This is a genomic window from Paenisporosarcina sp. TG-14, from assembly GCF_000297555.1.
Classification (GTDB): Bacteria; Bacillota; Bacilli; order Bacillales_A; family Planococcaceae; genus Paenisporosarcina; species Paenisporosarcina antarctica.
In genome coordinates this window covers 42,567-55,971 of the sequence record NZ_AMGD01000019.1, presented here as the reverse complement: position 1 = coordinate 55,971, position 13,405 = coordinate 42,567, and the positions used below count along the sequence as shown (strand labels likewise).

General features: G+C 31.5%; 13 protein-coding genes. 9 read left to right on the top strand and 4 right to left on the bottom strand.

All coding sequences use genetic code 11. From position 1 onward, the window contains the following. The first annotated feature begins 433 nt into the window (after positions 1 to 433). Positions 434 to 1,894 carry an MBOAT family O-acyltransferase gene (locus tag C406_RS0106710; protein WP_017379837.1) on the top strand — a complete coding sequence of 487 codons (1,461 nt, stop codon included), beginning with the start codon at positions 434 to 436 and terminating at the stop codon, positions 1,892 to 1,894. 12 nt (positions 1,895 to 1,906) lie between these two features. Beyond that, positions 1,907 to 2,947: a hypothetical protein gene (locus C406_RS0106705; RefSeq protein ID WP_017379836.1), complete on the top strand. Its 1,041-nt coding sequence runs from the start codon at positions 1,907 to 1,909 to the stop codon at positions 2,945 to 2,947. A 313-nt stretch (positions 2,948 to 3,260) separates the two neighbouring features. On the opposite strand, the gene C406_RS0106700 is transcribed toward C406_RS0106705, so the two are convergent. Next, positions 3,261 to 3,443, bottom strand: coding sequence for an H-type small acid-soluble spore protein (locus tag C406_RS0106700; RefSeq protein ID WP_017379835.1), 183 nt, complete (start codon positions 3,441 to 3,443; stop codon positions 3,261 to 3,263). A gap of 1,181 nt (positions 3,444 to 4,624) precedes the next feature. On the opposite strand from C406_RS0106700, the gene C406_RS0106695 reads away from it, so the two are divergent. Next, complete coding sequence (locus C406_RS0106695; protein WP_017379834.1) at positions 4,625 to 5,275, top strand: hypothetical protein; 651 nt, start codon at positions 4,625 to 4,627, stop codon at positions 5,273 to 5,275. Between the two features lie 73 nt (positions 5,276 to 5,348). On the opposite strand, the gene C406_RS0106690 is transcribed toward C406_RS0106695, so the two are convergent. Further along, on the bottom strand, positions 5,349 to 6,518 hold the full coding sequence (locus tag C406_RS0106690; protein WP_017379833.1) for a CDP-glycerol glycerophosphotransferase family protein: 1,170 nt from the start codon (positions 6,516 to 6,518) through the stop codon (positions 5,349 to 5,351). Beyond that, the gene (gene tagD, locus C406_RS0106685) at positions 6,512 to 6,907 is read right to left on the bottom strand and encodes a glycerol-3-phosphate cytidylyltransferase (protein WP_017379832.1); all 396 of its coding nucleotides are present in this window, start codon (positions 6,905 to 6,907) and stop codon (positions 6,512 to 6,514) included. The genes C406_RS0106690 and tagD overlap by 7 nt, the downstream gene beginning before the upstream one ends. Positions 6,908 to 7,035: 128 nt before the next feature. On the opposite strand from tagD, the gene C406_RS19855 reads away from it, so the two are divergent. The 6 genes from C406_RS19855 (at position 7,036) to tagH (ending at position 12,318) form a co-directional block, all read left to right on the top strand. Continuing rightward, a complete protein-coding gene (locus tag C406_RS19855; RefSeq protein WP_051005489.1) occupies positions 7,036 to 8,238 on the top strand; it encodes a hypothetical protein in 1,203 nt (400 codons plus the stop codon). A 70-nt stretch (positions 8,239 to 8,308) separates the two neighbouring features. Then, positions 8,309 to 9,175, top strand: coding sequence for a CDP-glycerol glycerophosphotransferase family protein (locus C406_RS19850; RefSeq protein ID WP_237740524.1), 867 nt, complete (start codon positions 8,309 to 8,311; stop codon positions 9,173 to 9,175). Further along, entirely contained in the window at positions 9,061 to 9,396 is a 336-nt protein-coding gene (locus C406_RS21395) for a CDP-glycerol glycerophosphotransferase family protein (RefSeq protein WP_155966711.1), read from the top strand. The genes C406_RS19850 and C406_RS21395 overlap by 115 nt, the downstream gene beginning before the upstream one ends. 77 nt (positions 9,397 to 9,473) lie before the next feature. Continuing rightward, positions 9,474 to 10,649: a CDP-glycerol glycerophosphotransferase family protein gene (locus tag C406_RS0106675; protein ID WP_017379831.1), complete on the top strand. Its 1,176-nt coding sequence runs from the start codon at positions 9,474 to 9,476 to the stop codon at positions 10,647 to 10,649. Positions 10,650 to 10,683: 34 nt separating this feature from the next. After that, the gene (locus C406_RS0106670; protein ID WP_017379830.1) at positions 10,684 to 11,490 is read left to right on the top strand and encodes an ABC transporter permease; all 807 of its coding nucleotides are present in this window, start codon (positions 10,684 to 10,686) and stop codon (positions 11,488 to 11,490) included. A gap of 18 nt (positions 11,491 to 11,508) precedes the next feature. Beyond that, complete coding sequence (gene tagH / locus C406_RS0106665) at positions 11,509 to 12,318, top strand: teichoic acids export ABC transporter ATP-binding subunit TagH (RefSeq protein ID WP_017379829.1); 810 nt, start codon at positions 11,509 to 11,511, stop codon at positions 12,316 to 12,318. A 28-nt stretch (positions 12,319 to 12,346) separates the two neighbouring features. Here tagH and C406_RS0106660 read toward each other — a convergent pair whose 3' ends face one another. Then, a complete protein-coding gene (locus C406_RS0106660; protein ID WP_237740523.1) occupies positions 12,347 to 13,108 on the bottom strand; it encodes a WecB/TagA/CpsF family glycosyltransferase in 762 nt (253 codons plus the stop codon). Positions 13,109 to 13,405 lie beyond the last annotated feature (297 nt).

Sequence of the window (13,405 nt, the reverse complement as noted above, 5' to 3'; positions counted from 1 at the left end):
TATATAGGTGTTTTGCTTCCTTTATTGTCTGTATATTGATGAAATTCCCCAATACTTTCAAAAGGCGTCAGTGGCTTCAGTAAAACATGTCGTTTTTCCTCCACCTGTTATATTGTAGGTACTTATTAGACAACTTCTTTTTAACATTCTTTTTTTGAATGACAGAATATCATATGAAATATACACTATTTAGTCGATTTTAGTCTGAGTATCGCAGTTGAAAATTAACATATATTAATGAAAAAAAGAAAAATTTCCATGTTAAACGGAAAATTTTAAATGAGTTTTTTCTGCCATGGAAGTAGAGCTAGGTTGGTCATTTATGAATAAAGTGGGAGCGTTTCGTCTTAATTAAGCCGACTCAAGGTTTGACCAAAATGCTAGTTTTGAATATAATAGAAAAGTTATATTACTAGAAATAAGGGTGAATAAAGTGCTTTTTAATTCGATTGAATTTTTGTTATTATTTTTGCCAGTAGTGTTTTTAATATATTTTGGATTACATAAAATAAAATTACATAAAATGGCTTTATTTCTCTTAATTATTTCTTCTCTTGTCTTCTATAGTTTTTGGAACCCTGTTTATTTGTTCTTAATTGTAGGTTCTATGATTTTTAACTTTTTAATAGGAACTATAATGAATGGTTCAAAAAAAATATTTTCTCGAAATCTGTTATTGGTTATGGGCGTCTTAGGCAACGTTTCGTTATTGGGGTATTTTAAATACTATGATTTCTTTGTTGAGAATGCAAATTTCTTATTTGAAACGAATATAGCTTTACAGAATTTACTATTGCCTTTAGCAATAAGTTTTTTCACGTTCCAACAGATTGCCTTTATTATAGATACTTATCGTGGGGAGACAAAACAATATTCATTTATGACATATGCATTATTTGTCACCTTTTTCCCTCAATTAATTGCAGGTCCAATTGTCCATCATCATGAAATGATTCCTCAATTTAACGATAAAAGTAAATATCACATTCAATTGAGTAACATAGTTAAAGGTATTTTTATTTTTTCAATTGGATTGTTCAAAAAGGTAGGAATCGCAGATACTTTTGCTGTGTGGGCTAATGAAGGTTATGCAAATGTAGAAACATTAACGTTTGTAGAATCTTGGTTAACCTCTCTTTCATATACGATGCAACTCTATTTTGATTTCAGTGGTTATTGTGACATGGCTATTGGTTTAGCTTTATTGTTTAATATTAAATTACCGGTAAACTTTTTCTCACCATATAAATCTCGAAATATCCAAGAATTTTGGAAACGTTGGCATATGACGCTTAGTCGTTTTTTAACTCACTATCTCTATTTCCCGTTAGGTGGTAATCGTAAAGGCGAGTATCGAACATATATAAATATCATTATCATCTTTGCAGTTAGTGGTTTATGGCATGGTGCAGGCTGGACGTTTGTGGTTTGGGGAACTTTACATGGGTTTGCTTCCATCATTGTAAGAGTATGGGGCAAAACCAAAATTGTCCTTCCATTCGTAGTATCTTGGTTTATTACTTTCTCTTTCATTAACTTAGCATGGGTGTACTTCAGAGCGGAAAGTTTAGGACAAGCTCATACGTTGTTTGGGAAAATGTTTACATTGGATCAAAGTATTCTTCATGTATTCAATCAAAAACTTGCATTCGCGTCTACATGGGAAACCTTCGAGTTTTTAGGTGTCCATTGGTTAACGAATCCTATGTTTGTATTGCCTTTTCTACTATTATTTTTGGCAGTATCTTTACTGGCTCCGAATTCAATTCAATTATTGGAGAAATTCGAACCTAAAGTATCTACATTACTGCTAGTGAATTTCTGTATTATTGCTGTATTATTTGTTACGTATATCCTTCATAAGAATAGTGAATTTTTGTATTTTAATTTTTAGGAGTGTCTTTATTTGAATTATCGAAAATGGTTCAATCTATTTCTTGTGAGCATGTTGATTGTTCTCATCCCCGTATTTGGTGTAATGGGGTTCAATTATTATGTGGATCCTTATTGGAATTTCCAACATGCACATGCACATAATGATTATCAAAATGGTTTTGATGAGCGAATACAAAAAACGAATCTATTAGTTAATAATAGTCAATCTTTTAGTTCGTTACTTATTGGCTCAAGCCGTGTAACTTATATGAACACCAACAGCTTTAAGCAAGATGAAGTTTTTAATTATGGATTAAGTTCCATGCATATAAGCGAATACAGTGATTATATTGCTTTTGCCAAAAAAATAAATGATGGTGTACTAAATGACATATATGTTGAATTATCGTTACATTCCTACTATGCGAATGTCCAACCGCCGATGGGGAAACCTGATACTTTTTTTGAACAAGCCCAAAATCGAGTATTAGATTATACAGTACTCTTCTCAAAAGACACATTAGACAAATCATTGGTAAATTACAATGCATCAAAAGCAAATGCTTATCCTCTACAAAGATCGTATACGAGAGACAACCAAGTAAAAACAACTTATCCAAATAATCGATTATTAAAAGCTAAAGAAGATTTTAAAAGTCGATATGATAAAACAAACTATACGACTGGTTTCGCTTATAACGAATCTTACAAAGATGAGTTGATGAAGATTAAAAGAGAAAATAAAGACTCCAAATTTGTTATTTTCACGGACATGGCGCATGAAGACCGTTTGAAAATATACTTACGCAATCCGAATTTCTTTGATGCTTACGCACGCTCCATTCGCGAAATAGTCGAGGTGTTTGGTGAAGTGAAATCTTTTCATATGCAAAATGACCTAACTCAAAACGATAAACACTGGATGGACTTCTATCACTTTTATCCTGAAATTGGCGATAAAATGATTCATTCGTTAGAAACTGGGGATGGCGAAGGCGAAATTTATCTAAGTGTTACAGAGAATAATGTAGATCAATATTTAAGGGATATGAAGAATTGGATAAGCGAATAATCAGGAAACACTGGTCATAGGGCTCATCCAACTAATCAATATGTATTTAAAACTAGCAGCTTATTAAAGTTGCTGGTTTTTTTGTTGTAATAGATTTAATGGACTTAGAGATCATCAAATTACATCTTCACTCATCGCTCTCTTTTGAAAAGGCTTTTTTCTTGGCTATTTTCAAAGATGAGACAGAGATTAAGCCCTGTAACAAATCACTGGAATTTAAAAAGGATGATTTCTGTGCAATACAGAAATCATCTCCACTGAAGAGAAATAAATTAATTTGAAATTTCGTTTATAAACAATACACTATATCTTATCAAACTTCTTCTTTAAGCTCAGCTATATTAACTTCTGATCTTTCTTCTAGAGAGCGTCTTAAATGAACTGTCGCAAGTTCACCATTTTCATGTATCTGGTCAATCCAAACTGATACGCCATTGTATGTTACCTCAATTTCTTTAGGTGAAGAGACGATTTGTTTTATTCGTTTAGTATCCAAAAGAATTCCTCCTTATAATTGTAAAGTAGATTCGTATTAGTTTGAGTTTAAAAAGGAATAATCATGTATATAATTCTGGAGATATTTTTTAACCACTTGCAAAAAGTACATCATAGGGATTTATTATAGATTTTGTTAATATAATAAGAAATAAATAGGCTAAAATTAATTTCTGGTAATTTAATTGATTGAAAGAATACCAAACATAATAAAAGGAGCGTATTGGATGTTTAACTATTTCAAGAAGTCTTGCACGATTTGCAAACGTAAAATAAAACCATTGACAGCGTATAAAACTGATACGGGTAAGATATTGAAAGTATGCAATGCTTGTAGAGAGTATGCCGAGAGACGAGCTTATAAGAAACTTTAATATTTGAGTTTATTGTGTATGAGAAGTTAGTAACTATAAGCTACAAAAATATGAAACCAGTTGCGGTATAGTAGTTGTTTTTATAAACAAGTGTACGTGAAAAGTCCTGTAACTGCTTTTAAACAAATCAGTGGATGCAACTAAATGGATGTAAAAGCGAATTATCAGATTGTTTTAAAGGTTAAAATAAATTCGACAATTAATGACAAAAATTCTTGTTTAAAAATGGAAGTGCTTCCTATATAATTAGTTATAGATAAAAAGTACTTAGTAATAGATAAATAGTCTTGAAATTAATTTTTTTATTAAATAAACATCACTTTTTATAACTGTCTATATACCCAGTAGTAGTTATTTAAAGCGTTTTAAGACTTGAATTCTTATTAGAAAAGCCTTTTTTAGAAATATAGAAGAATGGGACTGAATTTTATGATCAAATTATGGAAAAAATCATGTGCGATTTGTAAAGATCAAGAGAGTTCCTTGATAAAATACGAAAATAGTAGTGGAATTCGCATGATTTTTTGCTACTCATGCAAAAATTATGCGGAAAAAAGGTCGTTTAAGATAGTAAAGCATTATCCTCAGACGAAAATTAGTAAACGTCTATTATTAAGGTGACGTGATACCGTAATTTACTTATAATAAATCCAAATATGAATTCAGCACTGACACTGGGTGCTGAATTTTTTTACACTCATACTGTAATCCATCTCTTATTCTTAATGCAATTGCTACTGAATAGAATGTATAAATCAGATGTCTAAAAATGTGAAATGGATTCACAAAAATTTATGGAGGGTAACTAATGAAGTATGAAAATTACCGATTACTATTATGGAAAAAGAAATTAAAAGATACTGAGCAAAAACACAAATTTATTGAAGCATATAAAAAAACAATAAAATACTTCGCAGAAACGAAAAAGGATCGAATGGAAAGTGGTAAATATGGCTTTGTAAAATGGGAACAGGGAAATCAACCAGAGCAAAGAAATAGCATCATTAAGACAATTGGAGAAATTTTTGGTGTAACTGCGTTAATGTCCATTACAGTTCTATCAATCTTAAGTGTATTAATTCTGTCTTTCGTTATGAGTGAACTGCTTACCTATTTTCGAGAGTTTGGATGGCTGACGTTAGGATTAGCGGGAATTATGCTTGGGGTAAGTTGGTATAAACCTTATAAAATTTGGAGTTTAATTATAGCCTTCTTAGGTTCATTTTTGTTCATTGTTACATTCGGTCCGCTTATTATTGAGGCGTATACAGGCGGTAAATTAATTGATGTTACTTATAAAAATGGTTATTTACTTACATTAAAAGCAACGCTCGTGTTTGTTAGTTATGTTATTGGGGGTATTACGTTTACTACATGGATTTATTTAATATGCAAAGGCCAACGTCAAAACCCATTAAGTAGATTACGTTATTTGCAGTTTAGAACGAAAAATACGTAATTAATTTGGGCATTAACCAATTAAAAAAGACAATCCGCATTGACAGGATTGTCTTTTTTTTGTTGAAAAAGTATTACAAAGACTTTTCTTTATAAACCACTGAGATTAATGACTTGGTTGCTTGACCTGAAGAAAAGGTGTTCCAATGATTTTTAAAGAAATCAATCTTTTCAAAATCAATTGTAGGATCTAAAATATGATTGATAACTTCGGTTGTTGATTTTACAATCGGGCCAGGAAAATAAAGACTATTTTCTGCCCATAAACCTTGTTCTTTATCATATGAATCCAAATCGTATGTGTAAAAAATCATTTTTTTACGCAATAGTGAAAACTCGAAAGGAATCGAGGAATAATCCGATATTAAGATATCACTTACTACCAATAGTTCATTGAGATAAGGATAAGCACTTACAACGAGGACTCTAGGATGGGTAGGTATATGCGTCAACGCTTTAACAGAAGGATGCAATCTGATGAGAAGTATATAATTATCGTCTAGTCTATCGAGAAATTCATTTATTTCAAGTTGCAAGTTCATTTTTTCCAGTGAGTCTTTCCTGAAAGTTGGAGCATATAAAACTACTTTTTTCCCTAGGATTATCGGATAAGTTTCTATAACGCGGTCCAAACTTTTTTTCTTGGCGATTTCATCATAATAAAAATCAGTTAGCGGAACACCTGTGAATAAAAATCGATTTTGATCCACTTGAAAAGATTCAGCAAATATTTGAGTCATTTGTTCTGAACCGACTGGGATATATTGAAATTGATTATATACTTTTTGAAATCTTTCTCTCGCTTGTTCGCTTCTTTCATTAGAAGTGGGATCGCTCCATCCGAATCGTTTAATAGCTCCAGCTGCATGCCATAATTGCACACACTTGACTTCTTTTCGAAATCTTATAGCCGACAATACACCTACATAGTTATCGACGAACACATATTTAGAAGTGGCCAAATGGTAAATTGATAGACAAGTATGTAGTAAATTTGATGTTTCGAACGCGTATATCTTCTTTTTGTCGGTAGGAATAGTAGAAAAATCAATTTTACAGCGAGATTTATTCAAAAAGATAAGTGAATGATTTTTTGAATGAGCTAATTCTTTTGCAACGAAAAGGGCATTATCGCCAAATGATGAAAGGAAAACAGTTTTATTTTGCAGTGGAAGAAATTTAAATACAGTAAAGATTACTTTAAAAAGGAATAAATATAATGAAATAATAGCTTCCTTTAACATTTTTTGTTAAATAAATCCTTTTTAATCTTAGAACTTGAAATTCCTTCAGTTCTTGGTAAGTAGATAACTTCACAATAAGGCATAAGTTCGTCGAATTTACCTTCCCAATCCGAACCCATAACGAATAGATCAATTTCATTAGATTGTATATCTATTATTTTTTGATTCCAATTATCTTCAGATATCACTTCATCGACATATTTAATTGCTTCTAAAATCAATTTTCTTTCTTCAAAAGAATAATAAGCTTCTTTTTCTTTTAAGGCATTAAATTCGTCTGATGATAGTCCTACAATTAAATAATCTCCATATTCTTTCGCTTTTCTCAAGATATTGATATGGCCGTGATGGATAAGATCAAATGTTCCATAGGTTATTACTTTTTTCATAAATGCTCACTCCATAAAAGGTTATTTTATTAATTCTACTGAAAATGGTATGATTATAGTTTATGTTATCATTTTAGAACAATATCATTTTTAAAAAAAATGAAAATTAGAGCAAAGAAGGAATTTCTATGAAAGTATACAGTAAAAATGTTCAATTAGTTGAAGATACATTACATAAAATCGAATTTATTATATTAGAGAATGAAAATGTCTTTATAATTGATTTGAATCTTGTGAATATTGAGAAACCACTTAATATTGGACAATATCAGACGGTAGATCAAGTCTTATTAAAAAAAGAAATGATTGATTATAACATCTTAGTATACACTAAATTTGGAGATATATTAGTAACTCGTGTAAATCATATTCCAAACGTAAAATTTCAAAAAACAGAAACTTCATATGAATTAAACTTTGAAAATTTTTCGGATTTATTATCATTTAAACAAACAGGAGAAACAACTTTCTCAGTATTCAATTTTAAAGAACAATATTTATTTAGTATTCACGATAGTGTATCACATGATTTATTAACTGATATATACCCAGTTGATCTTGAACTAACTACGATTGAATACCGTTATTTAACTATCGGTAAAATATATTACTCAACATATAATGAGTTTATTATTTATGATTTATTTAGAAAAGAATTATTTACAAAAAAAGTGATTTTAATAAATGAATTACCTATTATTGATTTAGAATTTAACTTAACCAGTCCAAGTTCACTTGAAATATCTTTTGAGGATGAAAGAGCTTCCATTAACTTTAAAAAAATATCAGGAAAAGGCACAAAAATATTTAATGTCGCTCAGTTAAAAAAACATCGTGAGAAACATATACTTGGAAAGTTTAATATTAATGGGTCCAAATACTATCTTCATAATAAGCAAAATGGAATCTTTTTAACTCGTTCAAATCCAACAAAAATTTCTGGATTCTATCCAAATATGAAATTACGTTTTTTCGGTAAAAACTTGTATATTTTTGGACGTAATACCCATTATGCCTATAAAGCGAGTGGAAGATATGAATATCTATATATTGGTGATTCTGACAAACCGATATCAAAATTTGTTAGACTCTTCAAATTGCCGTTACTTAGACGGTATGGTTTCTTTAAGGTTCCAATTGCATCTTTATATGTAAATAATCGTATCCATAATAATTTTTATTTAGGAAGTAAAATGAATGTTTTGCATAATTTAAAGCTTAAATTACGTCCTCGAAAAGCAAAAACATTGGACTTAACTATATACGATGATCAAGTTAATATTATAAGGACTAATTTGAGGGGGAGATCTCACTTCCACTATTATTTCTAAATCCGAAGAGTACACCCTGTTAAATAGGAATTTAATTTATTTGGCATTTATTTTATCTAAGATAATTTCAATGAGAAAAGAAAAAGTTAATCTGTATTTTGAGAAGAAGAGTATGAAAGCAGATGAATCGGCAATCAGAGTTTTTGAAAAAGTGATGATAGAAAAAAATATTAAGTCAAAAAATTACTTTATTCTTAGTAAGGAAGCCGAGAATTATAAAGCTCTTAAAAAGTCTTATAATAAGTCAATTGTTAAGAAACATAGCTTTTACCATTACTTCTTAACATTCAATGCATCTAACTTCATTTCAAGCGAGTTATCTAATCATTTGTTAAATGATCGTCTATATATAGACGTTATTCGCGAAAAAATTAAATCCGTTCCATTAATTTTCCTTCAACATGGAATTATGTTTGCAAAACCCGTAGATAACCCAATGGCTTTTGGATTTCATAAGGATAAAAATGTGTATAATATGAATAAATCTGTTATTAGTTCGGAGTTAGAAGCTGAAGAGTTTTATAAGATGGGTTACGACAGAGATGATTTAATTCTTACTGGTTTGGCAACGTTTGATCATGCCTCATTAAATGAATCAGCTGATAAAATTGCTTTTATGCCTACTTATCGCTACTGGGAAGAAGGCTTAATTTACCGAGGATTGATTGAACAGACAACTTATTATTTACAAATCATGCGTGTGATTGAAGCCTTTAAAGAGAAAGGGTTGTTGGATCGGTTATTAATTGTTCCACATAATAAATTTTCTGAATTTATTTATGAGAATATGAAAGAATATCAGCACATCATTAGTGCAAATCCATCAGAGGCATTAAGGGAATCTGTCATCACATTACTGACTATTCTTCAGCAATTTATGATGCTACTTTCAGAGGGGCTTATCCCATATTCTTCTGGGAGGAAAAAGACTATTTAATCGAACAATACAAGGCAATTCCTCCAGTTAATGATGAAAATGCACCGGGAGCGATCGCTTATACAATCAAGGAATTGATGGACACTGTCAATAAAGTCATTAACCAAAATTATCGTCTTGAAGACGAAATTCGACACAAATATATGCAAATTAATGAGTTTGACGATAGACAAAACACTGCCCGTATTATTGAGTTTTTAAAGAAGGATAAAATCTTGTAGTTATTGTGATAATAAACATATCTACGTTAAGTTAATAATATGAAAGAAAAATTGTATGCAGAATTGAGGTCTTTATCATGCTAAAAGGTCTTAAAAATAGTAAGTTCTTGTTAAAAGTATTTCGTTCCATTTTTGTTGTCATGGGAAGGATGCCTAAAAAGAAGAAATTGGTCATGTTCGAAAGTTTCCATGCCAAACAGTATAGTGACAATCCGCGTGCCATTTATGAGTATATGAAAGAGCAGCATAAGGATTACCAGTTACTATGGAGTATTGACAAACGATCCATGAAGTTATTCGATGATTTTCAGGTTCCATATATTACTCGATTTTCATTACAGTGGTTTCTAACATTCCCTCGCGCAAAGTATTGGGTTAATAATGTACGTTTACCAGGGTGGATGCCTAAACCTGAAGGGACAGTATACGTTCAAACTTGGCATGGGACACCATTAAAGAAACTTGGACTAGATATAGAACAAATACACATGCCTGGAACTAAAACAGATACGTATAAAAGGAACTTTATTAACGAATCTCGAAATTGGGATTACCTGATTTCTCCTAATGCGTATTCAACAGAAATTTTTAAAAGAGCATTTCACTATGATGGAAAAGTCATTGAATCAGGATATCCACGAAATGATGTCTTGTCTATTCCTTCAGAAGACGTGGTCAAAGGTTTGAAGAAAAAATTAGGAATTCCTGAAGAGAAGAAAATTATGCTTTATGCTCCAACATGGCGCGATAATGAATTTCATCAAAAAGGAAAATATAAATTTAACTTCAAATTTGATTTAGAAAACTGGAAAAGAGAATTCGGTTCCGAGTGGGTGTTATTATCAAGAATGCATTACTTAATAGCCGAAAACTTTGACTTCTCTGCACATGAAGGAACTGTTTACGACGTGTCTTCTTATCCAGATATTCGAGAGCTTTATCTAAGTGCAGATCTTTTAATCACAGATTATTCATCTGTATTCTTTGATTTCGCCATATTGAATAGACCGATTGTGTTCTTTATGTATGATTTAGAAACATACAGAGATGAACTTAGAGGCTTCTATATGAATATTCAAGAAGATGCTCCAGGACCAATTGTTCAAACAGAGGAAGAGCTGTTCCAAGCGATAAATGAACTTGAGCAAACTAATGTTCAATCTAATCCAACGTTTAAATCCTTTAAAACCAAGTTTACTTCATTGGAGGATGGTCATGCTACTAAACGTGTGGTACAAGCTTTCTTGAAATAGTGTGTGATAAAAAGTGAGTAGGTGATTAATTCTAATGAAATCAGTACTAAAGATTCTAAAAGAACAATTTCAATTTTTCTATTTGGTTAGAAGATTATCTATATATGAATTACGGAGTTTAACGAGCGGCAACTACTTAGGGGCTGCTTGGGAAATTATCAACCCGGCGATTCAAATATTAATTTACTGGTTCGTATTTGGTTTTGGGATTCGCCAGCGAGAAGCAATCGATGGTATTCCGTATTTCCAATGGATGTTTGCGGGTATTCTGGTGTGGTTCTTTATTAATCAAAGTGTTATGAAAGCATCCAAATCGATTTATAGCAAGATTCGGATGTTATCTAAAATGAGCTTTCCAATGAGTGTAATTCCGAATTATGTTATTTTTTCTCAATTTTATCCGCATCTATTGCTTTTAGGACTAGGAATGATCTTGTTACAGTTTATGGGTTTTCCAATTTCCATATACTATCTTCAACTGCCATTATATATAGCGGCTGTATTAGTCTTCATATTTAGCCTATCGCTTATTACTTCTACATTGACAACTATTGCACGTGACGTTCAGATGTTATTGCAGTCCGTCATGCGTATGCTCTTATATTTGTCTCCCATTTTATGGCCACCGACATTGTTACCAGAATCCTGGCAGATTTGGGTTAAGTTAAACCCCTTCTACTATATAATAGAAGGATATCGTTATTCTTTGCTTGGTCAAGGATGGTATTTCATAGAAAATCCACTTTACACCTTATATTTTATTGCAGTAATGGGTTTAACTTTGTTAATTGGTTCATATTTGCACGTGAAATTCAGAAGTCAATTTATTGATTTCCTATAAAAATTGGAAGTGACATGCATGGTAAAAACAGTCGAAGTTCAGAATGTATATAAGAGATATAAACTCTATAAGAAAAAATCGGAACGTATTCTTGATTTAATAATGCCTCACAAAGAATATGGCGAGGATTTTTTTGCACTACAAAACGTCTCTTTTGATGTAGAAAAAGGGTCGATCATTGGTCTTGTCGGTATTAATGGCTCTGGAAAGTCCACACTTGCGAATATCATCGCAGGTGTAATTCCAACTACTACAGGTGAAATTAAAATTCAAGGTAATGTGGCTTTGATTGCCGTTAACGCAGGGTTAGATGCAGGGTTAACTGGAAGAGAAAACATTGAACTTAAACTTCTAATGCTCGGTTTTTCCAAAAAAGAAATCATAAATATGGAAGAAGAGATCATTGAGTTTGCAGAGTTAGAGAAGTTTATTGATCAACCTGTTAAAACTTACTCAAGTGGTATGAAGTCTCGATTAGGTTTTTCCATATCTGTGAGAGTAGATCCCGATATTTTAATCATTGATGAGGCCTTGTCTGTAGGCGATAAAGCATTTGCAGAGAAGAGTCTTGAAAAAATGATGGAATTTAAGGTAAGAGGCAAAACGATGTTTTTTGTCAGTCATTCAATATCCCAAATGAAAAAGTTTTGTGAACAAATAATTTGGTTAGAGTTTGGTACTGTGAAAGAATATGGCAAGGCTAGTGAAGTTTTAAAGCACTACGAATCATTTTTGGCAGAATATCAAGCATTAACCAAAACAGATAAGAAGAAATACCGAACAGATGCCCTTAATAGGCAATCTTTGAAAAAAGAAAAAATCCTGTAAACATCATAAGATGTTTACAGGATTTTTTTTATATATGTCTTTCACGTTTCACATAAAATTTACGACTCGTCCATTTTTGTTTGTAAACTTCAGCTACAAAAATTGGTAATTTAATCATTCTCTTACTACGAATAGGCTGTGTAATTAAGCGGTACATCCATTCTAAATTATGTTTAAGCCAAAATTGTGGAGCTCTTTTCGTTCGGCCTGCTAAAACGTCAAAACTACCGCCAACACCCATTACTACAGCATTAGGAAATAAATGCTTATATTCTGCAGCCCAATTCTCTTGCAGAGGGGCACCAAGACCAATAAATACGAAATCAGGGTTTGTAGAAGCAATTTCTTCCGCAACCTCTTGTCCATAGCCTAAATAGCCATTTTTAGTACCTGCAATTCGAATATTTGGGTAAAGCTTAATTGCGTTGATAGCAGCGTCAACAGCTACACCTTCTTGAGAACCGAAGAAGTAAACAGACTTCCGTTTTTCGCTTGCATAAGATAGAAATGTATGGACAAGGTCATAACCTGTTATTTTTTCTTTTAAAGGATGTTGCAATATTTCAGATGCCCTCATGACTCCTGAACCATCAGGTACTATAAAATCAGCTTTTAAAATGGAATCTCGGTAAGATTTCGATTTCTTTGCACTCATGATGATTTCTGGATTAGCAGTTACAATGAATATATTCTTTTGTTTGAGTTCGATCTCATTGTAAACCACATCTAGGAGTCTATTTTTTGATAAGTTATCAATAGGCATATCCACAATCGTTACTTTATCATGCATCATAAGATTTCACCTCTTATTCTTTTGATTTCCATTAATAGATGTAAAGACTTTGTAAATGATTATACCATTTTTGTTAAGGTTTTATCAAGATACTGTAAAGGGGTTATCCTGTCTATGTAGAGGATAATTTGTAAGAGGTGTGCATGGAATCGTCTGAAACTGCATCTTCAGCCGAGATACTAATAGAAATATAATGTTGATTCTTTTTTTAGCAAAAAAGATATTGTACTGGTCAATCTCAGACCTTAGATGAATTTCTTAATATAGATGTTGTTTAGTATTTGGCTGATGAAG